At 65.5% G+C, this 26,677-nt stretch carries 26 protein-coding genes and 2 pseudogenes; 16 read left to right on the top strand and 12 right to left on the bottom strand.

Annotation, left to right across the window (positions count from 1 at the left end):
* Window positions 1–358: 358 nt before the first annotated feature.
* The 12 genes and pseudogenes from Sp245p_RS19155 to Sp245p_RS19100 all read left to right on the top strand — a co-directional run.
* Window positions 359–1,012 (top strand): BON domain-containing protein, encoded by a 654-nt coding sequence (locus Sp245p_RS19155; protein WP_014197826.1) that lies wholly within the window; start codon window positions 359–361, stop codon window positions 1,010–1,012.
* 12 nt (window positions 1,013–1,024) lie between these two features.
* The gene (locus Sp245p_RS19150) at window positions 1,025–1,651 is read left to right on the top strand and encodes an HdeD family acid-resistance protein (RefSeq protein ID WP_041812347.1); all 627 of its coding nucleotides are present in this window, start codon (window positions 1,025–1,027) and stop codon (window positions 1,649–1,651) included.
* Between the two features lie 124 nt (window positions 1,652–1,775).
* Entirely contained in the window at window positions 1,776–2,429 is a 654-nt protein-coding gene (locus tag Sp245p_RS19145) for a nucleotide exchange factor GrpE (RefSeq protein ID WP_211101794.1), read from the top strand.
* Window positions 2,426–2,725 carry a co-chaperone GroES gene (locus tag Sp245p_RS19140; protein ID WP_014197823.1) on the top strand — a complete coding sequence of 100 codons (300 nt, stop codon included), beginning with the start codon at window positions 2,426–2,428 and terminating at the stop codon, window positions 2,723–2,725. The genes Sp245p_RS19145 and Sp245p_RS19140 overlap by 4 nt, the downstream gene beginning before the upstream one ends.
* 14 nt (window positions 2,726–2,739) lie before the next feature.
* Window positions 2,740–4,386 carry a chaperonin GroEL gene (gene groL, locus Sp245p_RS19135; protein ID WP_014197822.1) on the top strand — a complete coding sequence of 549 codons (1,647 nt, stop codon included), beginning with the start codon at window positions 2,740–2,742 and terminating at the stop codon, window positions 4,384–4,386.
* A gap of 30 nt (window positions 4,387–4,416) precedes the next feature.
* On the top strand, window positions 4,417–6,369 hold the full coding sequence (gene dnaK, locus Sp245p_RS19130) for a molecular chaperone DnaK (RefSeq protein ID WP_109138764.1): 1,953 nt from the start codon (window positions 4,417–4,419) through the stop codon (window positions 6,367–6,369).
* Between the two features lie 27 nt (window positions 6,370–6,396).
* Window positions 6,397–9,021 carry an ATP-dependent chaperone ClpB gene (gene clpB, locus Sp245p_RS19125; RefSeq protein WP_014197821.1) on the top strand — a complete coding sequence of 875 codons (2,625 nt, stop codon included), beginning with the start codon at window positions 6,397–6,399 and terminating at the stop codon, window positions 9,019–9,021.
* Between the two features lie 4 nt (window positions 9,022–9,025).
* The gene (locus tag Sp245p_RS19120) at window positions 9,026–9,325 is read left to right on the top strand and encodes a hypothetical protein (RefSeq protein ID WP_014197820.1); all 300 of its coding nucleotides are present in this window, start codon (window positions 9,026–9,028) and stop codon (window positions 9,323–9,325) included.
* Between the two features lie 38 nt (window positions 9,326–9,363).
* A complete protein-coding gene (locus Sp245p_RS19115) occupies window positions 9,364–9,786 on the top strand; it encodes an NADH dehydrogenase ubiquinone Fe-S protein 4 (RefSeq protein WP_014197819.1) in 423 nt (140 codons plus the stop codon).
* A gap of 151 nt (window positions 9,787–9,937) precedes the next feature.
* Complete coding sequence (locus tag Sp245p_RS19110; protein WP_014197818.1) at window positions 9,938–10,192, top strand: DUF1269 domain-containing protein; 255 nt, start codon at window positions 9,938–9,940, stop codon at window positions 10,190–10,192.
* A gap of 52 nt (window positions 10,193–10,244) precedes the next feature.
* Window positions 10,245–10,637, top strand: a complete 393-nt coding sequence (locus tag Sp245p_RS19105) for a PRC-barrel domain-containing protein (RefSeq protein ID WP_014197817.1) — start codon at window positions 10,245–10,247, stop codon at window positions 10,635–10,637.
* A gap of 28 nt (window positions 10,638–10,665) precedes the next feature.
* Window positions 10,666–11,081: pseudogene (locus tag Sp245p_RS19100) on the top strand (DUF1931 family protein); the annotation flags it as partial.
* Window positions 11,082–11,177: 96 nt separating this feature from the next.
* Here the strand turns inward: Sp245p_RS19100 and Sp245p_RS19095 are convergent.
* The 9 genes from Sp245p_RS19095 to Sp245p_RS19060 all read right to left on the bottom strand — a co-directional run bounded on the left by Sp245p_RS19095 (window position 11,178) and on the right by Sp245p_RS19060 (window position 17,150).
* Window positions 11,178–12,149, bottom strand: coding sequence for an LLM class oxidoreductase (locus Sp245p_RS19095; protein ID WP_014197816.1), 972 nt, complete (start codon window positions 12,147–12,149; stop codon window positions 11,178–11,180).
* 16 nt (window positions 12,150–12,165) lie between these two features.
* Entirely contained in the window at window positions 12,166–12,609 is a 444-nt protein-coding gene (locus Sp245p_RS19090; protein ID WP_014197815.1) for a hypothetical protein, read from the bottom strand.
* 21 nt (window positions 12,610–12,630) lie between these two features.
* Window positions 12,631–14,169 (bottom strand): DegQ family serine endoprotease, encoded by a 1,539-nt coding sequence (locus tag Sp245p_RS19085; protein ID WP_014197814.1) that lies wholly within the window; start codon window positions 14,167–14,169, stop codon window positions 12,631–12,633.
* 39 nt (window positions 14,170–14,208) lie between these two features.
* Window positions 14,209–14,616: a universal stress protein gene (locus tag Sp245p_RS35825; protein WP_014197813.1), complete on the bottom strand. Its 408-nt coding sequence runs from the start codon at window positions 14,614–14,616 to the stop codon at window positions 14,209–14,211.
* 9 nt (window positions 14,617–14,625) lie between these two features.
* A complete protein-coding gene (locus tag Sp245p_RS35820) occupies window positions 14,626–14,943 on the bottom strand; it encodes a universal stress protein (RefSeq protein ID WP_014197812.1) in 318 nt (105 codons plus the stop codon).
* Between the two features lie 24 nt (window positions 14,944–14,967).
* The gene (locus Sp245p_RS19075) at window positions 14,968–15,489 is read right to left on the bottom strand and encodes a DsbA family protein (protein ID WP_014197811.1); all 522 of its coding nucleotides are present in this window, start codon (window positions 15,487–15,489) and stop codon (window positions 14,968–14,970) included.
* Window positions 15,490–15,555: 66 nt separating this feature from the next.
* The gene (locus Sp245p_RS19070; protein ID WP_041812345.1) at window positions 15,556–16,023 is read right to left on the bottom strand and encodes a redoxin domain-containing protein; all 468 of its coding nucleotides are present in this window, start codon (window positions 16,021–16,023) and stop codon (window positions 15,556–15,558) included.
* A 156-nt stretch (window positions 16,024–16,179) separates the two neighbouring features.
* Complete coding sequence (locus Sp245p_RS35005) at window positions 16,180–16,641, bottom strand: hypothetical protein (RefSeq protein ID WP_158310414.1); 462 nt, start codon at window positions 16,639–16,641, stop codon at window positions 16,180–16,182.
* Between the two features lie 128 nt (window positions 16,642–16,769).
* Window positions 16,770–17,150: a DUF5335 domain-containing protein gene (locus Sp245p_RS19060; protein WP_014197807.1), complete on the bottom strand. Its 381-nt coding sequence runs from the start codon at window positions 17,148–17,150 to the stop codon at window positions 16,770–16,772.
* Between the two features lie 282 nt (window positions 17,151–17,432).
* Here Sp245p_RS19060 and Sp245p_RS19055 point away from each other — a divergent pair, with 282 nt between their 5' ends.
* On the top strand, window positions 17,433–18,380 hold the full coding sequence (locus Sp245p_RS19055) for a DnaJ C-terminal domain-containing protein (RefSeq protein ID WP_014197805.1): 948 nt from the start codon (window positions 17,433–17,435) through the stop codon (window positions 18,378–18,380).
* Window positions 18,380–18,745, top strand: coding sequence for a hypothetical protein (locus tag Sp245p_RS19050; RefSeq protein ID WP_063958391.1), 366 nt, complete (start codon window positions 18,380–18,382; stop codon window positions 18,743–18,745). Before Sp245p_RS19055 ends, Sp245p_RS19050 begins: the two co-directional genes overlap by 1 nt.
* 595 nt (window positions 18,746–19,340) lie before the next feature.
* Here Sp245p_RS19050 and trxC read toward each other — a convergent pair.
* Window positions 19,341–19,793, bottom strand: a complete 453-nt coding sequence (trxC, locus tag Sp245p_RS19045) for a thioredoxin TrxC (protein WP_040133939.1) — start codon at window positions 19,791–19,793, stop codon at window positions 19,341–19,343.
* Between the two features lie 164 nt (window positions 19,794–19,957).
* Here trxC and Sp245p_RS19040 point away from each other — a divergent pair, with 164 nt between their 5' ends.
* Complete coding sequence (locus Sp245p_RS19040) at window positions 19,958–20,665, top strand: TMEM175 family protein (protein ID WP_014197800.1); 708 nt, start codon at window positions 19,958–19,960, stop codon at window positions 20,663–20,665.
* A 50-nt stretch (window positions 20,666–20,715) separates the two neighbouring features.
* On the opposite strand, the gene Sp245p_RS19035 is transcribed toward Sp245p_RS19040, so the two are convergent.
* Both Sp245p_RS19035 and Sp245p_RS19030 read right to left on the bottom strand, forming a co-directional pair.
* Window positions 20,716–21,399 (bottom strand): helix-turn-helix domain-containing protein, encoded by a 684-nt coding sequence (locus Sp245p_RS19035; RefSeq protein WP_014197799.1) that lies wholly within the window; start codon window positions 21,397–21,399, stop codon window positions 20,716–20,718.
* A 146-nt stretch (window positions 21,400–21,545) separates the two neighbouring features.
* Window positions 21,546–25,169 (bottom strand): response regulator, encoded by a 3,624-nt coding sequence (locus tag Sp245p_RS19030; RefSeq protein WP_165359986.1) that lies wholly within the window; start codon window positions 25,167–25,169, stop codon window positions 21,546–21,548.
* Between the two features lie 999 nt (window positions 25,170–26,168).
* Here Sp245p_RS19030 and Sp245p_RS36545 point away from each other — a divergent pair.
* Window positions 26,169–26,632, top strand: a pseudogene (locus Sp245p_RS36545) (YbhB/YbcL family Raf kinase inhibitor-like protein).
* Window positions 26,633–26,677: the final 45 nt, after the last annotated feature.

The raw sequence follows: 26,677 nt of genomic DNA, 5'->3' as shown, positions 1-26,677 counted from the left end.
CCGGTCAACGTCGTTGTGAATGACGACGTTGATGGCGAAGCGGGCTGCCGCGATTCACGGGCCTTCGCCACTCTGCACTCAAGGTGTTGAGTGCATGGGCGTTCCAAAACACTTCATGTAGGGATCCAGCCCAAGACTAAGAAACTTGTCCGGACAGTCGATGGCGAATGACAGAAAGTTGATGACCGTCAAGGCGGCAAAATGATGCAGAGGCATAATCAGCCTCGCATGTGCCCAATCGATCGTTGAAACGGGAGCCTTTGACTGTGTCGGGGCTGGTTCGCGCGAACCGTGGCGACCCTTTCACCCCCAATGGGCCGAATTAAGCAGCCGAATAAAGCAGATGGCGGAGGAGAGCATGAGGAGCGACAGCGACGTCAAGCGGGATGTGGAATTCGAAATCCGCTGGACCCCGGCCCTCGATCCGACGGACATCGGGGTGGCGGTGAAGAACGGTGTCGTCACGCTGACCGGTTTCGTCCGCAGCTACCTCGAGAAGTTCGAAGCCGAGAAGGCGGTGAAGCGCGTGTCCGGCGTCGTTGGGGTGGCGAACGATCTCGAGGTGCGCATTCCCAGCGGCGAGGAGCGGCCGGATCCCGAGATCGCGCGCGACGCCGTCGCGGCGATCAAGAGCTGGCTGCCGCTGTCCTGGGAAAGCATCAAGGTCATCGTCAAGTCCGCCTGGGTGACGCTGGAAGGCACGGTCGAATGGAACTATCAGCGCGAGAGCGCCGAGAAGGCGGTCCGCCAAGTGCGCGGGGTCAAGGGCGTCACCAACCTGATCACCCTGAAGCCCCAGGTCGCCCCCTCCGAGATCAAGCAGAAGATCGAGCAGGCGTTCCGGCGCAGCGCCGAGGTCGACGCGAACCGCATCACCGTCGAGGCCAACGGCAGCGAGATCGTCCTGAAGGGCACCGTCCGGTCCTGGGCGGAACGGCAGGAGGCCGAACGGGCCGCCTGGGCGGCGCCCGGCGTCACCAAGGTTGAGAACCGGATCGTCATCAGTCCGTGAAAGGAGGCTGCGATGGGCACGACTTTCAGCGCAGACAATGCCTTGCCCAATTCCGAATTCGCGAAGTCCGGGGCAATGAACGCCATGCTGGCCCGGAACTGGTGGGTGATGGCGTTGCGCGGCGTGTGCGCTGTCCTGTTCGGCCTGATCGCGCTGCTGCTTCCGGGCGTCACGATCGCTTCCCTCGTTCTGCTTTTCGCCGCCTACATGCTGTTCGATGGCGTCTTCGCCATCGTCGCCGGCGTGCGCGCGGCGACCCGCCGCGAGCGATGGTGGCCCTTTATCCTCGAAGGGGTGATCGACCTCGCGGCTGGGGTGGTCGCCGTCGTCGCGCCGACCGCCACCATCCTCGCCTTCGTCTGGCTCAGCGGCGCCTGGGCGGTCGTTTCGGGCGTGATGATGATCGCCGCCGCCATCCGCCTGCGGACGTCGCACGGCAAGTGGTGGCTGGGCTTCGGCGGCTTGGTGTCCATCGTCTGGGGCATCCTGCTCTTCGTGGCGCCGATCGAGGGCGCGGTGGTCATGACGTGGTGGCTCGGCGCCTACGCGCTCGTCTTCGGCGGTGTTCTGATCGTGTTGGCGTTCCGGCTCAGAGGACACCGGAACGAGCCGCGGGGAGCGGTGCCACAGGGAGCCTGAGAGAGCCTGAGAGAGGTCCGATCCCTACCCATTCCATACCCGGCCCCATTCCATACCCGGCCAAGGCGGCGCACCCATGAACCCTGACCCGAGACGCACCGATCCCATGCCAGACGAGCCCCCCGTGGACCGTGTCGACGAGGCGTCCGCCGAGTCCTTCCCCGCGAGCGATCCGCCGGCCTGGACTCCCGTTCGTGGCGAACGGGGGGCCAGTCCCGAAGCCGAAGACACCGGCAAAAATAGCGACGGCAACGCTGGAGGCGGCGATGATGCCGTCCCGTCGGGCGAAGGCGAGGTGTCCCACCTCAAGGACCGACTTCTGCGCGCGCTGGCGGAGCAGGAAAACATGCGGCGCCGGGCCGAGCGGGACCGTGAGGAGGCCGTGCGATTCGCCGCCTCGGGGTTCGCGCGGGACTTGCTGCCGTCGGCCGATAACCTCCGCCGCGCCATCGAGAGCGTGCCGATGGAGTTCGCCGCGGCCGAAATGTGGGTCCAGAACCTCATGGCCGGCCTCGTGGCGACCGAGAAGGCGCTGCTCGACGCCTTTGAGAAGCACGGCATCCTCCGAATCGATCCGGCCCCCGGCGAGCTGTTTGATCCCCATCGCCATCAAGCGATGTTCGAAGTGGGGAACAGCGGGCTGCCGGCTGGCACCGTGGCGCAGGTCCTGCAACCCGGCTACGCCCAGCATGAGCGTCTGTTGCGCCCCGCGCTGGTCGGTGTCGCCGGGGCGGCACCGCGCCATCCGATCAACGCACCTGATTGGAGGGAAGCATGACGGGCTTCAGACCGCTGCACGACCGTGTCCTGCTCAAGTGCGTCGCGGCGGAGGAAAAGACCTCAGGTGGCATCATCATCCCCGACACCGCCAAGGAGAAGCCGGACGAGGGAGAGGTGCTGGCCGTCGGCCCGGGTGCTCGGGACGAGGCCGGCAGGGTGCAACCCCTCGACGTCAAGGTCGGCGACCGGGTGCTGTTCGGCAAATGGTCGAGCACGGAGGTGCGCATCGAGGGCGAGGACCGGCTGATCCTCAAGGAGTCCGACATCTTGGGCGTGATCGAACGAGGCGCGTAACGGAGGATGATGCCATGGCTGCGAAGGACGTTCGGTTCAGCACCGATGCGCGTGAGAAGATGCTGCGCGGCGTCGACATCCTGGCGAATGCGGTCAAGGTGACGTTGGGCCCGAAGGGGCGCAACGTCGTCATCGAGAAGTCGTTCGGCGCCCCGCGCATCAGCAAGGACGGCGTCACCGTCGCCAAGGAGATCGAACTCGCCGACAGGTTCGAGAACATGGGCGCCCAGATGGTGCGCGAAGTGGCCTCGAAGACCAACGATGTGGCCGGCGACGGCACCACCACCGCGACCGTGCTGGCGCAGGCCATCGTGCGCGAGGGCGTCAAGGCCGTCGCCGCCGGCATCAACCCGATGGACCTGAAGCGCGGCATCGATGTGGCCGTGAACACGGCCATCGACGATGTCCGCAGGCGATCGCGGAAGATCGCCACCTCCGACGAGATCGCCCAGGTCGGCACGATCTCGGCGAATGGCGACCGTGAGATCGGCGAGATGATCGCCCGGGCCATGGAGAAGGTCGGCAACGAAGGCGTGATCACTGTCGAGGAGGCCAAGTCCCTCGACACCGAACTGGACGTCGTCGAGGGCATGCAGTTCGACCGCGGCTACACCAGCCCGTACTTCATCACGAACGCGGAGAAGATGATCGTCGAATTCGAGGATCTGTACATCCTGATCTATGAGAAGAAGCTCGCGAGCCTCCAGCCGCTGCTTCCCGTTCTCGAGGCGGTGGTGCAGAGCGGTCGGCCGTTGTTGATCATCGCCGAAGACGTCGAGGGTGAAGCGCTCGCCACGCTGGTGGTGAACCGGCTGCGCGGCGGGCTGAAGGTTGCGGCGGTGAAGGCGCCTGGCTTCGGCGACCGGCGCAAAGCCATGCTCGAGGACATCGCCACCGTCACCGGCGGCCAGCTGATCAGCGAAGACCTCGGCATCAAGCTGGAAAACATCACGCTGGACGTGCTGGGCCGCGCCCGCCGCGTGCGGGTCGACCGCGAGAGCACGACGATCGTCGATGGCGCCGGTCGGAAGGAGGAGATCCAGGCCCGTGTGCAGCAGATCCGCACGCAGATCGAGGAAACCACCTCGGACTACGACCGCGAAAAGCTTCAGGAACGTTTGGCCAAGCTGGCCGGCGGTGTGGCGGTGATCCGCGTCGGCGGCGTCACCGAAGTCGAGGTGAAGGAGCGCCGGGATCGCGTCGACGATGCCATGCACGCCACCAAAGCCGCGGTCGAAGAGGGCATCGTGGCGGGTGGCGGTGTGGCGCTGCTCTACGCCACAAGGGTGTTGGACGGGCTGAAGCCGGAGAACGACGAGCAGAGGATGGGGCTCGACATCGTCCGGCGCGCCTTGCAGGCGCCGGTGCGCCAGATCGCCGAGAATGCCGGCACCGACGGCTCCATCGTCATCGGCAAGCTGCTCGACCAGAAGGACCCGAACTTCGGCTACGACGCGCAGGCCGGGAAATACTGCGACCTCGTCAAGGCGGGCATCATCGACCCCACGAAGGTGGTGCGCAGTGCCTTGCAGGACGCTGCGTCGGTGGCGGGGCTGTTGATCACCGCCGAGGCGATGGTCGCCGAAAGGCCGGAGAAGAAGGAGCCGATGCCCGCCATGCCGGGCGGCGGCATGGGTGGTATGGGCGGCATGGATTTCTGACAACCGGGACGGAACACGCCGGAGGGCGACATGGCCAAAGTTATCGGAATCGATCTCGGCACCACGAACTCGTGCGTCGCCGTCATGGAGGGCGGCCAAGCCAAGGTCATCGAGAACGCCGAGGGGATGCGGACCACGCCGTCCATCGTGGCGTTTGCCAGGGAAGGCGAAATCCTCGTCGGCACGCCGGCGAAGCGGCAGGCGGTCACCAACCCCGAGAACACCATCTTCGCGATCAAGCGCCTGATCGGCCGCCGCTACGACGACCCGATCACGGAAAAGGACAAGGCCCTCGTCCCCTATAAGATCGTGCGGGGCGACAACGGCGACGCCTGGGTCGAGGCGCAGGGCAAGAAATACAGCCCGAGCCAGATCAGCGCGCTCATCCTGACGAAGATGAAGGAGACCGCGGAAGCCTATCTCGGCGAGAAGGCAACCCAGGCGGTCATCACGGTGCCCGCCTACTTCAACGACAGTCAACGCCAAGCGACCAAGGACGCCGGTCGGATCGCCGGGCTCGAGGTGCTGCGCATCATCAACGAACCGACCGCCGCCGCGCTGACCTACGGCCTCGAGAAGAAGGGCCAGGGCAAGGTGGCGGTGTACGATCTGGGCGGCGGTACCTTCGACATTTCCATTCTCGACATCGGCGAGGGCGTCTTCGAGGTCAGGGCCACCAACGGCGATACGTTCCTCGGCGGCGAGGATTTCGACAAACGCATCATCGACTATCTGGCCGACGAGTTCAAAAAGGAGCAGGGAATCGACCTGCGCAGCGATCGGTTGGCGCTCCAGCGCCTCAAGGAAGCCGCGGAGAAGGCGAAGATCGAGCTCAGTTCGACGGTGCAGACCGACGTCAACCTGCCCTTCATCACCGCCGATCAGCATGGGCCCAAGCACCTCAACGTCAAGCTCACCCGCGCCAAGCTGGAAGCCCTGGTTGACGACCTCGTGCAGCGCACCATCGAGCCCTGCAAGGCGGCGCTCAAGGACGCAGGCCTCAAGGCCGCGGACATTGCCGAGGTGATTCTGGTCGGCGGCATGACCCGCATGCCGAAGGTGCAGGAGGTCGTCAAAGACTTCTTCGGCAAGGAGCCGCACAAGGGCGTCAACCCGGACGAAGTCGTCGCCATCGGCGCCGCCATCCAGGCGGGCGTGCTCCAGGGCGAGGTAAAGGACGTCCTGCTGCTCGACGTGACGCCGCTGTCGCTCGGCCTCGAAACGCTGGGCGGCGTGATGACGAAGCTCATCGACCGCAACACGACCATCCCGACGAAAAAGAGCCAGGTCTTTTCGACCGCCGAGGACAACCAGACCGCGGTGACCATCCGCGTCTTCCAGGGCGAGCGCGAGATGGCGGCGGACAACAAGCTGCTCGGTCAGTTCGACCTCGTCGGCATCCCGCCGGCCCCGCGCGGCGTGCCGCAGATCGAGGTGACCTTCGACATCGACGCCAACGGCATCGTCAGCGTCACGGCGAAGGACAAGGCCACCGGCAAGGAGCAGCAGATCCGCATCCAGGCCTCGGGCGGTCTGTCGGAGGCCGACATCCAGAGGATGGTCAAGGATGCCGAGGCGCACGCCGAGGAGGACCGGAAACGGCGCGAGTTGGTCGATGCCCGCAACCAGGCGGACGCCGCGATGTACACGGCCGAAAAGCAGTTGCAGGAGCACGGCACCCGGGTGAGCGAGACGGAGCGCAAGCCCGTGGAAGACGCCCTGAACGCCCTGCGCGAGGCGGTCGGTGGCGACGACATCGACCGCATCCGGCAGCGGATCGATACGCTCTCGCAGGCGCTCACGCGCTTCGGCGAGACGATCCACCGTGCCGCCGACACCGGCACGCGCAGCGCAGCGGAGCAGGCTGCCGCCGCCAACGCCAGTCCGTCCGGTTCGTCCGGTGGCGGGGCCGGTGGCGGGAATGAAGGCGTCGTCGACGCCGAGTTTGAGGAAGTGGACGACCAGAATCGGCAGCGCGGCTGAGTGCCACGGGAAAGGAGCACCGCAGCCATGGACCTCGAAAAATACACGGATCGAGCGAAGGGTTTCCTCCAGTCGGCACAAACGCTCGCGGTGAGCCGCGGCCATCAGCGCCTGACGCCGGAGCACCTGCTCAAGGTGTTGCTGGAAGATTCGGAAGGGCTTTGCGCGAACCTCATCCGCGCGGCCGGAGGCGACCCTAAGGCAGCGCTTTCAGCGGTCGACGCCGCGCTCGACACGCTGCCACGCGTCGAAGGGGCCGGCGCCGGGCAGGTCTACATGGCGCCGGAGTTGGCGCGCGTCTTCGAGGCCGCCGAGCAGCTGGCGCAGAAGGCGGGCGACAGCTTCGTCACCGTGGAGCGGCTGCTGCTGGCGATGGCCGCCGCTGCGGGCATGCCGGCCGCGAAGGCGCTGGCCTCGGCGGGTGTCAACGCCCAGGGCCTCAACAAGGCTATCGAGGACATCCGCAAGGGCCGCACCGCCGATACGGCGTCGGCCGAGGAAGGTTACGACGCGCTGAAGAAGTACACGCGCGACCTCACGGCCGTGGCGCGCGATGGCAAGCTTGACCCCGTCATCGGCCGCGACGAGGAGATCCGCCGTACGATCCAGGTTCTCGCGCGCCGCACCAAGAACAACCCCGTGCTGATCGGCGAGCCGGGCGTCGGCAAGACCGCCATCGTCGAAGGCCTGGCGCAGCGCATCGTCAAGGGCGACGTGCCTGAAAGCCTGAAGGACAAGAAGCTGCTGGCGCTCGACCTCGGCTCGCTGCTGGCCGGGGCCAAGTACCGCGGCGAATTCGAGGAGCGGCTGAAGGCGGTCCTGTCGGAAGTCACCTCGGGCCGGGAAGGAGTCATCCTCTTCATCGACGAACTGCACACGCTGGTGGGAGCGGGCGGGGCGGAGGGGGCGATGGACGCCTCCAACATGCTGAAGCCGGCGCTTGCCCGCGGCGAACTGCATTGCGTCGGCGCCACCACGCTGGAGGAATACCGCAAGCACATCGAGAAGGACGCCGCCCTGGCCCGGCGCTTCCAGCCCGTCCTTGTCGGCGAGCCGACGGTGGAGGACACCATCTCCATCCTGCGCGGGATCAAGGAGAAGTACGAAGTTCACCACGGCGTGCGCATCACGGACAGCGCCATCGTCGCCGCGGCGACGCTGTCGCATCGCTACATCACCGACCGTTTCCTCCCCGACAAGGCCATCGACCTGATGGACGAAGCGGCCTCGCGGCTTCGTATGGCGGTCGATTCCAAGCCTGAGGAGATCGACGAACTCGATCGCCGCATCGTGCAGATGAAGATCGAGCGCGAAGCGCTCAAGAAGGAGAGCGATCCGGCCTCGCGGGAGCGCCTGCAGAGGCTGGAGAAGGAGCTCAGCGAACTCGAGCAGAAATCCGCCGAACTCACGGCGACGTGGCGGGCCGAGAAGGAGAAGCTCGCCGGCGCGCGCACGCTGAAGGAGCGGCTCGACCAAGCCCGCATCGAACTGGAGCAGGCGCAGCGGCGCGGCGACTGGACCCGCGCGGGCGAACTCGCCTACGGCATCCTCCCCGATCTCGAAAGGCAGCTGAAGGAAGCCGAGGCACAAGGCGACCAGCGGATGCTCGAGGAGGCGGTCACCGCCGAGCACATCGCCGCCGTCGTGTCCCGCTGGACCGGGATCCCGGTCGACAAGATGCTGGAGGGCGAGCGCGAGAAGCTGCTGCACATGGAAGGCGCGCTGAGGCAGCGTGTCATCGGCCAGGACGAAGCCATCGTCGCGGTCTCGAACGCGGTGCGCCGCGCCCGCGCCGGGCTTCAGGATCCAAACCGGCCGATGGGATCCTTCCTGTTCCTCGGACCCACCGGCGTGGGCAAGACCGAGCTGACCAAGGCACTGGCCGAATTCCTCTTCGACGACGAGCACGCGATGGTGCGCATCGACATGTCGGAGTTCATGGAGAAGCACTCCGTGGCCCGCCTGATCGGCGCCCCTCCGGGCTACGTCGGCTACGAAGAGGGAGGCAGCCTGACCGAGGCGGTGCGGCGCCGGCCCTATCAGGTGATCCTGTTCGACGAGGTGGAGAAGGCGCACCCGGATGTCTTCAACGTGCTGCTCCAGGTGCTCGACGACGGGCGCCTGACCGATGGGCAGGGCCGCACGGTCGACTTCCGCAACACGCTGATCGTGATGACCTCCAACCTCGGCAGCGAGTATCTCGCGACCTTGGGGGAGGACCAGGACGTTGACACGGTGCGCGCCGAGGTGATGGAGGCGGTGCGGGCGGCGTTCCGGCCCGAGTTCCTGAACCGGCTCGACGAGATCCTGATCTTCCGCCGCCTCTCGCGCGAGGACATGAGCGGCATCGTCGACATCCAGTTCCGGCGGCTCCAACGCCTGCTCGACGACCGCAAGCTCGTGCTGGAGGTGGACGACGCGGCGAAGCGCTGGCTGGCCGACGCCGGCTACGATCCAGTGTACGGCGCCCGGCCCTTGAAGCGGGTGATCCAGCGCGAACTGCAGAATCCGCTCGCGGAGATGATCCTGCGCGGCAAAGTCCGCGACGGCGATACGGTCCGGGTCACCGCCACGGAGCTGGGTCTGCTCATCGAACCGCCGCAGCATGGCGATGGGGCGACCGAGCAGCCGTCTCGAAACGCTGCGGAGTGACGCGATGTACGCCCGGATGACGCGGTTCCGTTTGAAGCTGGGAACCAGGGACGAATGGTTCCGGCTGCGGGACGGGATGGCGGCCGACATTCATGCCCTGAAGGGTCTGAAGCACTGGTTCACCCTTCAGGGGGACGACGACGAGGTCGTGGTCGTCGCCATCCATGACTCGGTGTGGAGCGCCGAGGCGGCCATGCCCGATGTCCTGAAGCTTTGGCAACGGATTGCGCACCTCATGGACGATCAACCCTCGACCAAGTTTTACGACGTGACGCGCTTCGACACGATCTTCGACACTGTCTAGCAAGCGCAAGGACCGGCTGCAAAAGGCGGAGGCAGGGCATGGCTTTCAGGCTGCCGCACCCACGCGATCACAACCTTTGGCGAAAGCCGCCGACCATGCCGGGCGTGTCGTTGCCGGCGACGACCGCCGTGCCGATGGCCTACATCCACCGGCCGTCGCCCTCCGTCACGCAATCGGGCCCCGGTCGCAAGCAGTGGGTTCTGGAGTTCGAGCCGACCGACCCGCCGTTTCCGCATCCGGTCATGGGGTGGACCGGGAGCGCCGACCCCTTCGCCCACATCCAGGTCTCCTTTCCGGATCTGGACAGCGCCGTGTCCTTCGCTGAGCGGCACGGCTGGCGCTTTCAGGTTGAGGAGTCGCCGAAAAGGAAAATGACCTCAAAGAATTTTTCGGACAAGTTCAAGTGCCGGTTTGCCGGATCCGTCCTAATTGCGAGACATTATAAGGAGGAGATGCCGTAAAAGCGTTGGCCTGTCAGCATTCTTTTATGTTCTATGTGGAATTTATTTGTTCGGATCTTTGAAGTCATCATTTCAAAGAAACATGAAACATCAAGGAGGACAGCCATGGCGCAGCGTTCCCAACTCCCATCACTCTTCGGAGGCTCGCCGTTTGCGCGGTCGGGCGCCGATCACCGACATCGGCATCGATGACGGTTTCATGCGTGAACTCGGCGAAGCCTTCGAACCCGGCACCTCGGCGCTGTTTATCCTCGTCCGTGAGGCGAGGCTGGACAAGGTCCTGCCCGAGATCAGCCGCTACGGCGGCAAGGTTCTGCGCACCTCCCTGCCCAAAGAGCAGGAGGAGAAGATCCAGGCCGCGCTCATGGGCGAGGCGCGGAACCAAACCATGCAGCGGGCCGCCTGACGGCCGTCGGCCGTATCGCCCCATACTCATACGAATTCGGGAGAGCGAGACAATGAAGTCATTCCTAAGCATCCTGACGGGCGCGGCGCTGGGCGCCGCCGTCCTGGCCGTCCAAACCCCCTGGCCGGCGCTGTCGCAGGCCGTCACGTTGGTCGTCGTCGATGTGAAGGCCGTCGCGGCGGGCTACCGCGCGAGCAAGCTGACGGGCACGTCCGTCCTGAACGACAAGAACGAGAAGATCGGTTCACTCGACGACATCATCATCGGACGGGACAAGGTGCTCTTCGCGGTGCTCGAGGTCGGTGGCTTCCTCGGCATCGGCGCCCACATGGTGGCCATCCCGTTCAACGACCTGCAGTTGGACGAAACTGGCAAGAAGATTACACTGCCGGGAGCGTCGAAGGATGAACTCAAGAAGCTTCCGGAATTCAAGTACGTCGGTTGATAAGCCAGACCGGAGGTGAAAGTCAGCGATGGGAGTGGCCAAGTACGAACGTTTCTTTCGCAATGCTGCGAGATTGCAGCCTTCTCTTGCGTGATCAGGCTACAGTGGAGGCGAATGGTTGCGACATAATCGGGCCATTCGACCTGCCGATCACCAAAGGACTGCAAGAGCGCATTCATGACTTCGAGCGCAGCGATGAAGAGATCCAACTGCGCTCCGTCCTGGATGGCCTGACCACGCGGCCCCGCTCGATCTCGGCTGCAGCGATGAAACCGAAGTCCGGCTTCCCCCATCGCCGGTAGACTTGGCATGGCTCTCGCCAACACCTTCAAGACGATCAATCCCGATCGCAATCCCGATCGCAATCCCGATCGCAATCCCAATGGGAAAGATCCTCAGACTGAGGATTGGGAATGCGCCTTCCGTCTTTTCGGCCTTCTGATGTGGCATCAAAGACGTTTGATGGAAGCGATCAAACGGCCTTGCTGCCATGCCGATTGCACCGGATGGTGCCATCGGCATGACCCTCTCGATCAATGCTCACGGGGCGGCATTGAGATGTGGGAGCACGTTCCGGCCGATCTCGTCGATCACCTCTGCCGCGTCGCGCGTGCCATATTTCACATTGAGAATGACATGGTTTACGCCCGCCCGGCGCAATGCGTCGAGGAATTGGAGCAGGACGTTCCGGCCGCCGCGGAATCCCAGGTGAATCGGCTGGGCAGGGTGATCCGGCTCCGTGGTCAGGTCGATGTAGAGCGATTGCACGAAGGGGGTGAAGACGCCCGGCCTCGCGGCCGCTACGGCGGCGTGCCAGTGCGCGGCGTGCTCCGCCTGTTGCGCGAGGGATCGCGGGTAGGTGATCCAGCCGTCGGCATGCCCGGCGATCCATTCCAGGCTCTGCCGGCTGGTGCCGGTGATCAGGATCGGCAGCGCGCCGACCGGCTTCGGCACGAGATCAACGGTCCCCTGCATCACGCCATAGGAGGACTGGATGCGGGGAAAGTTCTGGGTGAGCACGCTGCGCAGAACGGCGAGGTTCTCGCGGAAGAGGACGCCCCGCTTGTCCACGTCGACGCCGAACGCCGGGAATTCGATCGGTCGGTCGCCGGACGCGACCCCGAGCACGAGGCGGCCGCCGGAAAGCCGATCCACCGAAGCGGCCGCCTTCGCCGTGTGCAACGGGTGGCGCAGGGGCAGGATGATGGAACCGGTGGCGAGCGCGATGTCGCGCGTCTGCGCCGCGATCCATCCCAGATAGACCCAGGGATCGTAGACCTGCCCGATGTCGCCGAACGACGGGTCGCGCAACGGCACGTCCCGCACCCAGAGCGCGGCGAAGCCCAATTCCTCGGCCCGCTGGGCCAGGCGTTCCTGGTCGCGCATGGTCGGCTCGTCGCGCTGGAAGGCCTCGATGGGAAAGAAGACGCCGAGCGTCAACCGGCCCGGCGCGAACATCCGCCGGAAGCCCTTCGAATCGCCCGGCCGGGCCGTCGTGTTCGCCTCCAGCATGGCAGCTCCTTACTCCTTACCGAGGTGACGTCACGCCCGACCAGTTTGTCGGTCCGGGGAGCCGCATGGAGATCATGCGATCCTCGACCGTCCTGGGGGGAAGGGCGGCGAACTGCTCCGGCGTCAGGTCGACGAGAATGACCGCGGCCTGTTCCGGCGCATAGCGCGTGTTCGCCGGGCTCACGGCAACGAGATGAGCCTTGGGAACCGCCGGATGACCGCTCGCCACGACGATCTCGACCGGTTGGCTGTCGGTGCCGACGACCACATCGTGGACGACCCCCACGCGGCGGGTCCCATCCTCCGACAGGACGACGAGGCCGACCAACGTGGGTGCCGCGGGCATGGGTTCGGCCGCGGCGTATCGACGGTCTTCATGCTGGGCGCATGCGCTCGCGGTCATCAGGACGGTTGCGCACAGCAACGGCAGAATCGGTAATGGCAGAATCGGTGTCCGCATGGTCTGGATCTCCCTTCCTGGTCAACTGCCGACCGGCAGTGGCACGAACAGGGCGCCATCCTCACGCCGACGCTGGACGAGCACGTGGTCCTTCTTGGCTTTGCGCGCCTCCTCCACAGCCTTGGCCACATCGGCGGGACCGGTCACCGGGGCCGGACCGACGCGGGTGATGACGTCGCCGGGTTGCAGGCCGACACGGGCGGCCGGGCTGTTCGGTGCCACATCGACCACCACCGCGCCTTGGGCGTCAGGGTCGAGCCCGAACTCCTTGCGCAGTTCCGGGGTCACCGGCGCCAGCGCCAAACCCAACTTGCCCTCGCCGGGGTTCTGCGGCTGTGCCTCGGCCTGCCGGGTCGGTTGCAGTTCCAGGACATGGACGTTCAGCGGGATCACACGGCCGTCACGCAGCACCGCGATCGGGACGGTGTCGCCCGGTTTGGTCTGCGCCACCATCCCGGTCAGGGCGTGCGGCTCGGACACGGATTTTCCGGCGTATTCGGTGATGACGTCACCCGGTTGGATGCCGGCCTGGGCGGCGGGGCTGTCCTTGGTCACGTCGGCGACCAGCGCGCCCGAGCGGTCCTTAAGGCCGAGAGCATCGGCGACATCCTGTTCCACGGGCTGGATCATGACGCCGAGGTAGCCGCGCGTCACCCGCCCTTTGTCGCGCAGCGCGGCGATGACGGGCTTTGCCAAGTCCGACGGAATGGCGAAGCCGATGCCGACGTTGCCGCCGCTTTGGCTGAAGATGGCTGTGTTCACGCCGATCACCTCGCCCTGGAGGCTGAACATCGGGCCGCCGGAGTTGCCCTGGTTGATGGCGGCGTCGGTCTGCAGGAAGTCGTCGTAGGGACCCGCACCGATGTCGCGGCCGCGGGCCGAGATAATGCCGGCGGTCACGGTGCCGCCGACACCGAAGGGGTTGCCGATGGCCAGTACCCAGTCGCCGATCCGCGATCGGTCGCTGTCGCCCCACTGCACGCTGGGCAGCGGCTGTTTGGGGTCGACCTTGAGCAGGGCGAGGTCGGTCTTCTGATCGGTGCCGACGATCTTGGCGGGCAAGGTCTGCTTGTCGGACAGCGTGACCTCCACCTTGTCGGCATTCTCGACAACGTGGTTGTTGGTGACGACGTAACCGTTCGGGTCGATGACGAAGCCGGAGCCCAGCGCCCTGGCAGGCCGGCCGCGCGGCGCGGCGTCCGGGCCTTCACCCCGGTGCGGTGCCTGCCGGCGCATCAGATTTTCCAGAAAGTCGCGCAGCGGCGAATCCGGCAGCGTGGAGAACGGTCCCATGCCGGGGCCGATGTCCGGCTGCTCGGACTGCGCCGTCTGGCGTACCGGGGGAGCGCCGCTGGAGGCGATGATGGTGACGACGGTGGGCAGCTTGGCGGTGGCGAGCTCGGCGAAGGTGGGAGGCACCTCGCGCTGCTGCGCCACAGCTGGGTGCGACAGCAGCAGACAGGCGGACAGTGCAAGGCCGACGGCGTGCACATGGGCGGGCGGTGCCAGCGCGGCGGCTCGGGCACTCGATCGGCTGGGCATGGTGTATGCGCTGGGCATGGCGGCCTCCGTGTTGCATCGGCCAAGCAGGGGTACGGGTCAGTGAGCCATCAGGACCGGCACGGTCACGTTCTCGAGGACATCCTGCGTCATCCCGCCGAGGATCATTTCGCGCAGGCGCGATCGACCGTAGGCGCCCATAACGATGAGGTCGGCTCCGATGTGGACGGCGCGGGACCGCAGGGCATCGGCATCGGCCAGTGCCTCCGGCTGGAACGTCTCCGCCCGGACGATGAGGCCGTGCCGCGCAAGATGCTGGACCACGTCGTCCGTCCCCCACTCATCGCCGGGCTCCGGATTGACGGAGAGGACGGTCACCGCCGCCGCCATCTCCATCAGCGGCAGGGCGTCGTGAACGGCGCGCGTCGCCTCGCGGCTGCCGTTCCAGCCGATCAGCACGGCCGCGCCGACCTGCTCAAAGAGTTTCGCATGCGGCACGACCAGCACGGGGCGGCCTCAGGCGAGGATGACGTCCTCCGGCGCGTCCAGGCCCGTGGGCTCATCGGGATCGTGCTGCCCGAGGATGACAAGGTCGGCGCCGCGCGCCTGACGGGCGACGAACGATTCGGGAAGCCCGATGATGCCTCGCCACTCGCCCACCACCCCGGCGCTCCGCAGCATGGTCCGGAAGCGGTCCTCGGCGGTGGGCGACTCCGGCGCGCCGGCACCGATCAGGTAGGCGTCGTACCGGCGCGCGAGATTGGCGGCGAGGGCGAGACGATCGGCGCACGCGGGCGAAGAGCCGACATGCACGAGGATGTCTTTGATGGGCATGGTGCTTCTCCCGGGCCCGACAGCCTAAAGCTGCGTGTCGATGGCTGCGACGAGATGGGGGAAGTCGAACGGGCCATCGTGTCGCCGATCGTTTATGAAGAAGGCCGGGGTGCCGTTCACCCCGCTGCGCACGCCGCCGAGGAAGTCGTCGCGGACCTTGGACATGTATGTCCCTTCGGCCAGTGCGTCGCGGAGCTCGGCTTCGGACAGCCCCAACGACCGCACCGCGGCGAACAGAAGCTGAATGCTCAAGCGCTCCTGGTTCTCGAAGAGGAGGTCGTGCATCTCCCAGAACCGCCCATGCACCCCTGCGAACTCCGCACTCTCCGCCGCGCTTTGGGCATTGGGGTGGACTTCCGTCAGCGGGAAGTGCCGGAACACGAACCGGAGCTGACTGCCGTAGTGCTTCTGCACGAGTTGGACGTGAGTGTGCGCGGCCCCGCAGTACGGACACTCGTAATCGCCGTATTCGACCAGGGTAACCGGGGCGTGAGCGTCTCCCTGGATGTGGTCACTCGAAGTGACCGGCACTTTCAACACCGCCATGGCTGCTCTCCCGAAGCGATGGTCCGTTCGGCATGAACGGCATATCGCCCCTAACGTGAATCCGAACTAACTGGGCAACCGCTCCAGCGCATTGAGGATGCCGTCGGCACCGGGGTTGACGGCGAGCGGCGAGCGGTAGCTCCAGAAGATGACTCCATTCTTGTCGATCACAAACAACGCGCGTTCGCTGACCCCGTCCCCTTCCCGATAGGCCCCATAGGACTTCGAGACGCCACCTTTGGGTTCGAAATCGGCAAGCAGCGGGAAGTGCAGGTTGCGAGCCTTTGCGAACGCCTGATGGCACCACGCGCCGTCGACGGAAACGCCCAGCACCTCGGCTCCATGATTCAGGAACTCGGGACGGACCTGGTTGTACAGCACCATCTGGTCGCCACAGACTGGGCTCCAATCGGCAGGGTAGAAGGCAAGGATCACCGGCCTGCCACGAAATTCAGAAAGCGACAAGCATTGATCGGGCGTGACATGGAGCGTGAAATCGGGAGCCGAAGTCCCCGGGGATAAAACTTGAGACATGTGTCACCTCGCTGGAGCAGACGGCAATGGTCTCCGCGGCGTTGCATGCATGGCATCGATTATGTTGCGGTGGCTGACGGCCGCGTTGACGGGCGTCAACATTCCTTGATTTTTGATTCCTTGATTTTTGCAAGTCGGAACGATCCCTGCTTCGACCTATGGCCTTGCAAGCGGTTCGTCGCTGAGCCACGGGTCTGGACGCAGCGAAGCCAAGGGAAGATCCTCGAGACGTTTGTCGATCTCGATTTCATGCACACGAACGGCTTCGGCACCGTGCTCGCGCAGGATGCGCTGAGCCTTCTCCTCTTGCTCGGGCGCGCGGACGCGGACCCACAGGACGAGGCCGCCGACAGCCATCAGCGTTTCGAGTTCCCTGGCCCGCTCCGCTCCGAGAGCACGACTGATCAAGGCGCCGACGCCGCCCCCGGCCGCCCCGCCTGCGGCGGCGGCCGCGAGGGCCAGAGCCAACGTTCCTCCCGAGGCGACGACCCCGAGCGCCGCAGCCGCAGCGCCGACGTAGGAGAGGACCCCGGCGACCAGCGCGGTGGTGGCCACGTCCTCATGCGCGATATAGGCGCGGCACATCCGGCACATCGGCAAGTTCCTCGGCAGGCGCATAGACGCCGCCAAGTTTGTCCCGGATCGTGTCGGGGTCACGATCGCTTGGAATGCGGCACGGTCGCCCCGCAATGCAGCCTCCCAGTCCGCCTTTGCAGCCATCCCAGTTTTCGATGGAGCTGTTTTCGTCACCGTGACCGCTCCTGGCCCTGTTGGGCGCTCGGGCGGGCTTCCGATGGGGGCGGCAGCATCAGCGGATCGCGCAGCGTGATGATCTGCCGGTTGTCGTCGGCATCAACGATTTCCAGACTCGCCAGGTTGCCCACGGCGAGATCGACGTACAGCTCCCGTGGCCGGTTCACCATGTGATCGACGCCTCCCAGGGCGATTTCGATGACATCGTCCTTGTGATCGTAAACGATCCCAAGCAGAGGCAGCCACTTCGCCTCGATCTGCTGGCCAAGAGCGAGGGATGTGACCTCAATCTCGGTGTGTTTGCCAACGAGGCCTTTCGATAGGTAATCGAGAAAGCTGTGCCATTCCGCCTTGTCGAGCTTCTGGAGGGCCATGGTCTATGTCCCCAATCGGGTTTTGCCTGCAGCGCTGGCGGCCAAGGAGTCGTCGCGCTGGAAGAAAGGATGCATCAATCTGTGCGGTATGGCGTTGACGGATATCAAATTGACGGATGTCATTTTATTTTTAGTGTATGGGAGTTATGGTTTTGTATATTTGCATTCGTATAGGGTTTTGTATATATGATCTCCAGAATTATCAGATTAATGCACTTTTCTCTTTGAGAGTCATTTAAACAAATTGCTTGCCAATCCGTTCCTGTTGCTGGAGGCATCGTCGTGGAAGACCCCTATGAGGTGCTCGGGGTGAAGCGGGACGCGAGCGACGACGGCATCCGTCGCGCCTACCGCAAACTCGCCAAGAAATTCCATCCTGACCTGAACCCTGGCAACAGCCAGGCAGAGGAGCGCTTCAAGGCGGTGTCATCGGCCTACGAGCTTCTCTCCGATCCGGACAAGCGCGGCCGCTATGACCGCGGCGAGATCGATGCCTCGGGCGCAGAGCAACGGCCCGACTACTCCTATTACCGTGACTTCGCCGAGGGGCGGAACGGCAGCAAATACTACGGCGGTGATGAGGAGCAAACCGACGATTTCAGCGATCTGTTCGCGAACCTCTTCGGTGGCCGGTTTCGCACCAGGGCCACCGATGGCGGTGCCGGGCCGGAGATCCGGCTGCGCGGTGCCGACCGCCGCTATCTGCTGACGGTGGACCTCCTCGACGCGATCAATGGGACGACGCAACGACTGCAGCTGCCGGACGGAAAGACGCTCGACGTTGCGATCCCTCCCGGAATCGAGGATGGCAAGGTGCTGCGGCTCAAGGGGCAGGGTGATCCCGGTCTGGGCGGCGGCCCGCCGGGCGATGCGCTGATCGAGGTCCGCGTCACATCCCATCCGCTCTTCAAACGCGTCGGCAACGACCTTCACGTCGAGGTGCCCGTGACGCTTTCGGAGGCGGTGCTGGGCGGCTCCATCACCATACCCACGCGGACCGGGCCGGTGACGATGACGGTGCCCGCGGGCTCGGACACCGGTCGGGTGCTGCGCTTGCGCGGCAAGGGAGTCCCGGCAGGGCGCGGTGGCCGGCCGGCTGGCGATCAGTACGTCACATTGAAGGTCGAGGTCGGGCCCGGTGCTGACGATGCTGAGCTCAAGGACTTCCTGCGGAGCTGGGCGCCCAAGCATCCGTTCGATCCGCGCCGCAAACTGGGGATGACACCGTGATGATGACACTAAATGAGTTGCAACGGTCCTTCGCCGACCTCGATGCGGCGGACCTCGATCGATGGATCGACAACCGCTGGGTCCGGCCGGAAGGGCGGCCGGGTGCTTATGTCTTTCATGAGATCGATGTTGCACGCACGCGCCTGGTTGCGGAGTTGCGTGAGCTGGCGATTGACGATGACGCCCTGCCGCTGGTGCTCTCGCTGCTCGACCAACTCTACGGCGTGCGGCGGCAGATGAAACTGCTGTGCACGGCGATCAACGCTCAACCGGAGGAGGTCCGCCGGGCGCTCCTGGTTGCTGTACGCGTGAGCGCGGCGCCGATGGATGGCGCCGATGCCGATCCGGAGCGCGGTGGTGCTTGAGGATGGCGTTCGATCCGCCCGGGCGTCGGCACCGCAAACTACCGGCGCCTTGCTGCCGCGGAGTCCCAAGCCGCCTCGCGCCGCTCACCCCGTATGGTCGTGTGGGCACGCGTGACGATATCGCCACGATGTGTTCGTGGAGGGCGCGATGATCCTTTGTTGGATCTCTGTGAAGACGGGTGGGTGGAGCGGAAAAGAAGACGGCCACTCGCGGGGGGGTGCCGTAAGTATCCAGGAGGAAACGCAATGACGCGTTATGGCTCAAGTGTAGCGGGGCAGACCTCCTGCGCCATGACATTCGTCAAATTACTCCCCGTGTTTCCGAGCTGCGGTGCGTCCTCAGGAGTATCCCCTAGACGTGCAATGCTGTTTGATCCTGAAGTCCAGCGCAATCGGGCTTCCGGTGTCGTCTTCGATCCAAGTGTCGGTGGGATGTTGGTACAGAACCGTGCAGGCACAGTCGAGGGCGTCCGACAGCTTGGCGTATGATACCGGCTGGGCGAAAACCTCGTCTTGTCCGGCGAGAGTCCATTTCACGACGTACGGCCTGACCGCCTCTTGGCTGGATCTTTCTGCAGGAAAGGCCGGCGCCGGTCTAGTCCGCCGTTATTCCGGCGTGTTGCTGCGTCCACGCGATGAGTTGGGGCAGAGGCATGACACCGGCGGTCCGGGCGATTTCCCTGCCGTGCAGGACCAGCGCAAGCGTTGGAATGCTTCGCACCGCGAAACGCGCGGCGACATCCGGTGCGGCCTCGGTATCGACTTTTGCCAGCCGGACATGCGGCTCAAGCCGTTGCGCCGCCTGCTCGACGATCGGCGCCATCATGCGGCACGGACCGCACCAGGCGGCCCAGAAGTCGATCAGGAGCGGGATGTCGCTCCCCTCGGCGTGCTTGGCGAAGCGGCTCGGGTCGTTCAGGGGCAGGGGATGCCCCTCGAACAGCGGCCGATGGCAGGCGCCGCATTTTCCGCCAGCGCCCAGCCGCGCACGCGGTACCCGGTTGGTCGTGTCGCAGTGGGGGCAGACGACGTGCAGCGCTTCGGACATTTCATCCTCCTCGTGGAGCAGCCGGCCTCCTCATGGAGCAGCCGGCGTTTCGCCAGCGTTTCGTATGATGCGGCATGCGAAACCGCGGCGCCTTGACAGGCGTCAACGCCGTCGCCGCCCCGTTGCCTTACAGTGCTGGCTGCCGTTTCGAGGCGTAGCCCACCATGGATCAGCGTCGCACCGCAGCTTCCAGCTTCCATTCGGACGGGATCCCACCGTTCGAAGAAACGCCATCACCGGCGCGTCTGGAGGGATTCAGCGATGGCGTGTTCGCCATCATCATCACGCTGTTGGTGCTCGACATCCGCGTGCCGCGCGAGGCCACGCTGCATGGAGAACCTCTAGCTGCCGCGCTGCTGAAGCAATGGCCGGTCTATGTGGCGTACGTCCTGAGCTTTCTGCAGGTCGGGGTGGTCTGGGCCAACCATCACACGATGTTCCATCATATCCGCCGCAGCGATCACGTCCTGCTGGTCTGCAACCTCCTGCTCCTGCTCTGCGTGGCGGTGCTGCCATTCACCACGGCGCTGCTCGCGGAATACGCCCGCGCCAGTGAATCGGAACTCCGGCTGGCCGCGCTTATCTACAGCGCCGCGCTCGCCGGTGCGGGGATCTTCTTCAGCGCGATCTGGCAGCACGCGCTGAGCGCGGGGTTGGTGGACGCGCGTGCCGATCCCCACCGGCTGCACGCGCTCGGGTGGCATTGGGAATTGGTGCCGCTGTTCTACGGGGTTGCCTTCGGGCTTGCGTACGTGGCCCCGTACCTCAGCGTGGGCATGTACATGCTTCTGCTGATCTACTACGCGTTGCCCGGTCCTTTCGTCGTGCGATGGATGCGGGTGCAGCGGGCGCGACGCGCGGTGAAGACCTGAGCTGCGGCGCGGCACCGTCGTCGTTCAGGGGGCGCGCACGGTTCCCCCGTCTATTCGTCGCTGTCCTCGAGGGCGTCGTAATGGATGATTTTGACACGGCGGGTGCCCACGAGCCTGATGGCGCCGCGTTGCTTGAGGCTGGTCAAGGCGCGGCTCACCGTCTCGACCGACAGGGTGAGATAATCGGCGATGTCGTAGCGCGACATCGGCAGGAGAATCCCTTCCCCGGCTTTGCTGGCCTGGGTCCTGCTGGACAGGCGCTCCGCCATCTCGAGGAGGAAGGCACTGACCTTTCCCAGCGAGCCGATACGCCCAAGGATGAGAATCCTCGTCTGCAGGCGGGCAATTTCCGCAGCCGTCACGGTACGGATTTCCCGTCCGAGATGGGGGTTGGCGTCGGCAAGGGCCTCGGCGCGCTCGCGTGGGTAGGCGGCCACGATCGTGCCCTCCACGATCGCCTCGACGGCGAAGAGATGCACGTTCCGGGATGCAAGGCCGAAAAAATCGCCGGGCAGCAGGAAGTCCACGATTTGCCGCCGTCCGTTGACCTGAACGGTAAAGCGCCGCGCCGCGCCGGAAACGACGCGGTACCAGTGCTCGGCCGGGTGATCCTGGGTATAGATCTCCTGCCCGCGGCCGTAGCGCGTGGTCATCGCCAGCGAGCTCAGAACATCGCCAGGGTTATGGCGATGCCTCGTGGGCTGGTCGTGGCGAAGCTGGCTGGAAACATGCATGAAGGCGGCTCCTCGTGCCTATCGAGACCGATCGAGCTGTCGAGACGTTGCAGTCGGAACGTGGTTGCGCCACCAACTGCAAGACGATGTGCAATATCACGATGGGGCCGGGGCGCAGCAATCCGGCACATCCCTACGGCGTGCCCCTACTCCTCCTGCGTTTCGCCCTGTGTCCGGAGCGGGGGGCGCAGGCCTGCCGCCGCGGCCATGAGCACGGCCTCGGGCAGGGTACGTGCGCCGAGCCGTTCCATCACGTGGGCCCGGTGGTTCTCCACCGTGCGTGGGCTGATCCCAAGATCCCTGGCCATGGTCTTGTTCGTACCGCCGGCAAGCAGCCCCTCCAGCACCGCCCGCTCACGGGTGGACATGTCCGCAATGCGTGCCCGCGCGACTTCCGCAACGCTGCTGCGTTCCGCCGTGTCCCGGATGTCGGCCAAGGCAGACGCCACCGCGGCCAGCAGCGCCTCACGCTCGTAAGGCACTTCCAAGAAATCCACCGCGCCCGCCTTCATGGCCCGCACCGCCAACCTGATGTTTCCATCGCAGCTGCCCATGACGATCACGGGGAGGTGGATCCGCCGCGCCCGGAGTTCCCTCGGGATCGCCAGGCCGCCCGTCTCCGGCGCCCTGATGTCGAGCAGCACGCAGCCGGGTATCAGCGCCGGCGCGATCTCGAGGAAGGCACGCGCGGACGTGAAAGCCTTCACGTCATACCCAACGCCTCGCAGCAGGAGGAGCAACTCTCGCTGAGACGCTTCCTCGGCATTGATCACGTAGATCAGCGAGCCGCTGTGGTTCGTGATGTCCTGGGCGATACCGGCAACGCGCCGTATCCGGCCGCCCGTGCCGCGGATGGCGAAGAAGGTGTCGCGAATCCAGCGCACCGAGCCGTTGCCCCGGACGATGCGGTACTCCTGGTCGACAGTCTCGCCCCGCAGGACACGGTCCATCGCGCCGCTTGCAAGCTCCCGATCCTCCGGGTGCACGGTCCCGAGCCAGTGGGGACGCCAGTCCTGCAGCATCGCGTCCGGCGGCTCTCCCCAGACTTGCTCGTAGGCGGGACTGAGGTATTCCATGCGCATGGTCCTGACATCGACCATCCAGAGCACGCTGGTGGAGTGCGCGGCGAATTGCTGGAAGCGCTCTTCGCTCTCACGCAGGTCATCTTCCGCCCGCTTGTGCGCGGTGATGTCGAGCGCGGCCCCGATGAATCCGATGGGTCGCCCCGCGTCGAAGACGGTTTGGCCGTGCGTGGAGATCCACCGCTCAACCCCGTCCTCGATTCCGATGACGCGATAGGCGATGGCATAGACGCCGTCGCCCCGGGGATCGCGGCAGTGCGCAATGGCCGCTTCGACGCGCGGTCGGTCGTCCGGGTGAATCGCCCCCAGAAAGATGTCCACGTCCACGTGGGCCTCGGGAGGCAGGCCCCACATGGCCTTGAGGCGCGCATCCCAATCCAAGGCGTCCGTCGTCGGGTCCCAGGAATAAAGCGTCATGCCGACGAGATCGACGGCCGCCCTCAGCTGCGCTTCGCTTCGGCGCACGCGGTCGGCCGCGTCGTGGCGCTGCCGTGACAGGGCAAGGGCGGAATTCACCCGGGCCAGCAGTTCGCGGGCGGCAAACGGCTTGATGACATAGTCGTCGGCTCCGGCGGCGAGCCCCTCCACCTGTGCCGCCTCGCCGGCGCGTGCGGACAGAAGAATGATCGGCACGTCCGCGAGCTTCGGTTCCCGCCGTAGAGCGGTTACCAGGTCGACTCCGCTCAGGCAGGGCATCATCACGTCCGACAGTACGAGGTCGGGCCTGCGCTGCCGCGCCGCCGCCAGCGCCTCCTGGCCATCCGGGACCGCCGTGACGTCCCAGTGCGCTGACAGCAGGCGGATCAGGTAGTCCCGCATGTCGGCGTTGTCGTCAGCCAGCAGAATCCTTGCGCGTTTCTTGGAACGCGCTGCACCCGCCACCTCACCCGGAAGGCGCGGCATCTTGTCTGCGCGGTCATCGCTGGGCAGCCATCGCAGCGCCTCCTCGACGTAGGCGGCCGCTCGCGCGGAGGTGAGGAACTGGGAGTGTGGAACCCCGACCCGCTCCGCCGGCAGGGAGCCTGTCCCGAACGGCAGGCCAACCGTGAACGTCGTGCCCCGGCCGACCTTGCTCTCGGCCGTAATTATGCCGCAATGCAGATGGACCAGTTCCTGCACGAGCGCCAGGCCGATGCCGCTGCCCTCGAACGAGCGGCCTTTCTGGCCCTCGATGCGGTGGAAGCGCTTGAAGATCTGTGGCAAGTCCGCGGTCGGAATGCCGATTCCGGTGTCGCTGACCCGCAGCGCGACGCCGTCGGTCGTCGCGGCCATGCGCACGGTGATCCCGCCTTCGAAGGTATACTTGATGGCGTTGGAGAGCAGGTTGAGGACGATCTTCTCCCACATGTCCCGGTCCACATAGACCGGTTGCGGAAGCGGCGGGCAGGCGATGTCGAACCGCAAGCCGGCGCGTTCGCAGAGCGAGCCGAAGTTCGACGCCAGTTCCGCGGTGAAGCGCGAAAGGTCCGTCGGTTCGTAGGCCGCCTGCGCCCGGCCCGCTTCGATGCGGGAGAAGTCGAGCAGCATGTTCACGAGCTTGAGCAGGCGCAGGCTGTTGCGATGGGCCATCGTCACCAGAACCCGGCCGTCCTCCGGCAACTCGCCTTCGGGCTTGGCCAGCAACTCCTCGAGGGGGCTTATCATCAGGGTGAGCGGCGTGCGGAACTCGTGGCTGACGTTGGAAAAGAATATCGTTTTGGCCCGATCGATGTCCGCAAGCGCCTCCGCGCGCCGGCGTTCGCTTTCGAAAGCCCGTGCATCCGCAACACCTCCCGCGATGTGCCCCGCCACCAAGTCGAGAAAGCTGCGGTAATCCGCGTCCAGAACGCGCCGTGGGCTGATCCCGACAATGAAGAACCCCGCCAAGGCCGATTGGCTCTGCATCTCCAAGGGAAGGATGAGGGCGGTTTGGACGAGGTCGGGCCATAGGGGGGCGGTGAATATGCCGCCGCGGCTCGGGAGGTTGCGCACCTCCACGGCCTTTTGCGTCCGTGCGACCGCGGCCAACGGCCAGGGCTGGTGCGCGGCATGTTCGGAGAGTGGAAAAACCGTAGGGAACGTCGATGGATCATCGGACAGCCGCGCCCCCGCGGTCCGGCGGGCGGTTGCGCCATCCTCATCCAGGAGATAGATGGCCGCGAACGGGATGTCCAAGGGGTTGGCGTCCAGAACCTCGACGGCCTTCCGACAGGCGGCGTCGACCGTGCGTTGCTCGGACACCCGCAGGCCGAGGTCGCGCAGGGTCGAGAGCCGCCGCTCGCCGAGCACCCTCTCGGTGGTCTCCGTGCAGACACAGAAGACCCCTTCGAGCGTGCGGGCATCCTCCGCCAGGATCGGGCTGTAGCTGAAGGTGACATAGACTTCTTCGAGCGGCAGCCGCCGGGCGAAGAAGAACTGGAGGTCTTCGACCCAGGTTGCTCGCCCGGCCCGGACCTCGTCGTGCATCGGGCCGATGGCCGGCCAGATCTCGCTCCAAGCCTCGCGCCCGGGGGCGCCGAGCATGGCCGGATGCTTCGTCTCGCCGAGGAACGGGATGTAGGCGTTGTTGTAGACGATGCGGAGCTCGGGGCCAAGCCAGAGCAGGATCGGGAAACGGGAGTTCAGGCAAAGGCTGACGGCGGTCTTGATGCTCTGGGTCCAGGTCTCGGGTGGTCCAAGCGGATGGGTCGACCAGTCCTTTGCGCGCATCAGCGCGCCAAGCTCTCCCCCGCCGCGGAGAAACCCTAGAGGCTCCTGTGACGATGACGCTGAGATCATGGCGAGTTCCCTCGTGTACGGTGGACGACCACGAGGCGGGAGATGGTCGCTTCATTAACTTTCCACTGCCGAAATAGTTCCTGCCCCAATAGCAAGAGGAGCCAAGAAGTCTGTAGTGTCCTGAAAGAATGAGGGCAGAATAAATGGTTTTGAGTCGCGCCTGTTGGAGGTGCCGGATGCGGTTGCGGCATTGCATGCCGAGCTGCCGATCAGGAAGCGGATCTTTCGGGTCTGCGCGACCCTGCTCATCGATACGCTGGCCGCCGGACGAATCAACGTTGAGCCGTGTGCGCCCGCATCCGCCAATCCGCATCATCGCGTCCTGCGTTCACCGGCACCGGCATGTGCAAGGAATCGAGCATGGATGGCTCGGTAACGCGCTGAGCCGCACGACGGCTGCCCGTTATCCGAACTGCGTGGATTGGTCGCTCTCGTGGAAGCGCCTGTCGTGCAGCATCACTGAGGCCGTCGGTAAGGGATCTCCCTCAGGCACACGCCGGATGGCCAGCCGGCGATGCGGCACGATACTTCGTGGCGTGAATGCGGGAGAGCGGGTGTGCAGCGACCTCGTCCAGCGGCGTCAATCTCGGCGTTCCTCGAACCCCCTGCCGCGCCGTCGAGGGTGACGGTCGCCTCCGAAGCATGATCTGCACACCGCCGCTGAAGGCCCTTCCACCCGCGGAAAGCTCGACCGCGGACCTCCGGCTCACCACCCCACGGTGGGCCGGAGGATCTCCGTCGACAGGCACGTTCGGGAGCATCCGATGGGCGTTTGCGTGAAGCGAGAATGGCTGCGTGAGGCACCGGGTGCCTCCGCCGAGGTGAAGGCCCCCTCCGGACTCCAGCAACGGCAGGCTGTCCGCAGTGAGGTTCCAGATCAGCCGCAGGAACGAGACGCATCGCGCGGCGAAAACACGAGGGATCGATAGCATGCCGTTCGCTCTATACAGCCCGGCCTTCCCGAACGGGCAGACGATCCCGTCAAGGCACACGGCGGATGGCGGCAACATCTCGCCACCGCTGGAATGGAGGGATGCCCCCGCCGGCACCCGCAGCTATGCCCTGATTGTTGACGACCCCGATGCGCCACGCGGCGTTTTCCATCATTGGGCCGTCTACAACGTAGCCGCCGAGCGCGACCGCCTGCCCGAGGGCGTCACCGCGGGCGCCAAGACCGAAAGCCTGGGGCACGGGATCAACGATTATGGCCACGCGCATTACGACGGCCCCAATCCCCCCGCGGGCACGCCGCGCATCATTACCGCTTCCGCCTTATGGCGTTGGACGTGGACGCGCTCGGCCTCGGGCCTAAAGCGACGGTCAACGAGGTGCGCAAGGAGGCCGGCAAACACCTGCTGGGCGAAGCCGAACTGGTCGGCACCTACGCGCACTGAAGCGGATTGCGATCCGCTTTGGCCCGCCAAAGGCGCAAAGAACGC

This window comes from Azospirillum baldaniorum (genome assembly GCF_003119195.2).
In the GTDB taxonomy this organism is placed as follows: Bacteria; Pseudomonadota; Alphaproteobacteria; order Azospirillales; family Azospirillaceae; genus Azospirillum; species Azospirillum baldaniorum.
This window is presented reverse-complemented; position numbering and strand designations above follow the sequence as displayed.

What these genes read in the sequence shown, in the direction of transcription:
- Sp245p_RS19150 (WP_041812347.1), top strand. Translation starts at nt 1,025, where the DNA reads ATGGGCACGACTTTCAGCGCAGACAATGCCTTGCCCAATTCCGAATTC.
- Sp245p_RS19115 (WP_014197819.1), top strand. Translation starts at nt 9,364, where the DNA reads ATGGCTTTCAGGCTGCCGCACCCACGCGATCACAACCTTTGGCGAAAG.
- Sp245p_RS19070 (WP_041812345.1), bottom strand. Translation starts at nt 16,023, where the DNA reads ATGTCTCAAGTTTTATCCCCGGGGACTTCGGCTCCCGATTTCACGCTC.
- Sp245p_RS35820 (WP_014197812.1), bottom strand. Translation starts at nt 14,943, where the DNA reads ATGCCCATCAAAGACATCCTCGTGCATGTCGGCTCTTCGCCCGCGTGC.
- trxC (WP_040133939.1), bottom strand. Translation starts at nt 19,793, where the DNA reads ATGTCCGAAGCGCTGCACGTCGTCTGCCCCCACTGCGACACGACCAAC.
- Sp245p_RS19155 (WP_014197826.1), top strand. Translation starts at nt 359, where the DNA reads ATGAGGAGCGACAGCGACGTCAAGCGGGATGTGGAATTCGAAATCCGC.
- Sp245p_RS19035 (WP_014197799.1), bottom strand. Translation starts at nt 21,399, where the DNA reads ATGCATGTTTCCAGCCAGCTTCGCCACGACCAGCCCACGAGGCATCGC.
- Sp245p_RS19105 (WP_014197817.1), top strand. Translation starts at nt 10,245, where the DNA reads ATGAAGTCATTCCTAAGCATCCTGACGGGCGCGGCGCTGGGCGCCGCC.
- Sp245p_RS19075 (WP_014197811.1), bottom strand. Translation starts at nt 15,489, where the DNA reads ATGGCGGTGTTGAAAGTGCCGGTCACTTCGAGTGACCACATCCAGGGA.
- Sp245p_RS19095 (WP_014197816.1), bottom strand. Translation starts at nt 12,149, where the DNA reads ATGCTGGAGGCGAACACGACGGCCCGGCCGGGCGATTCGAAGGGCTTC.
- Sp245p_RS35005 (WP_158310414.1), bottom strand. Translation starts at nt 16,641, where the DNA reads ATGCGCCTGCCGAGGAACTTGCCGATGTGCCGGATGTGCCGCGCCTAT.
- dnaK (WP_109138764.1), top strand. Translation starts at nt 4,417, where the DNA reads ATGGCCAAAGTTATCGGAATCGATCTCGGCACCACGAACTCGTGCGTC.
- Sp245p_RS19085 (WP_014197814.1), bottom strand. Translation starts at nt 14,169, where the DNA reads ATGCCCAGCGCATACACCATGCCCAGCCGATCGAGTGCCCGAGCCGCC.
- Sp245p_RS19060 (WP_014197807.1), bottom strand. Translation starts at nt 17,150, where the DNA reads ATGGCCCTCCAGAAGCTCGACAAGGCGGAATGGCACAGCTTTCTCGAT.
- groL (WP_014197822.1), top strand. Translation starts at nt 2,740, where the DNA reads ATGGCTGCGAAGGACGTTCGGTTCAGCACCGATGCGCGTGAGAAGATG.
- Sp245p_RS19050 (WP_063958391.1), top strand. Translation starts at nt 18,380, where the DNA reads ATGATGACACTAAATGAGTTGCAACGGTCCTTCGCCGACCTCGATGCG.
- Sp245p_RS19090 (WP_014197815.1), bottom strand. Translation starts at nt 12,609, where the DNA reads ATGCGGACACCGATTCTGCCATTACCGATTCTGCCGTTGCTGTGCGCA.
- clpB (WP_014197821.1), top strand. Translation starts at nt 6,397, where the DNA reads ATGGACCTCGAAAAATACACGGATCGAGCGAAGGGTTTCCTCCAGTCG.
- Sp245p_RS19120 (WP_014197820.1), top strand. Translation starts at nt 9,026, where the DNA reads ATGTACGCCCGGATGACGCGGTTCCGTTTGAAGCTGGGAACCAGGGAC.
- Sp245p_RS19030 (WP_165359986.1), bottom strand. Translation starts at nt 25,169, where the DNA reads ATGCGCGCAAAGGACTGGTCGACCCATCCGCTTGGACCACCCGAGACC.
- Sp245p_RS19040 (WP_014197800.1), top strand. Translation starts at nt 19,958, where the DNA reads ATGGATCAGCGTCGCACCGCAGCTTCCAGCTTCCATTCGGACGGGATC.
- Sp245p_RS19140 (WP_014197823.1), top strand. Translation starts at nt 2,426, where the DNA reads ATGACGGGCTTCAGACCGCTGCACGACCGTGTCCTGCTCAAGTGCGTC.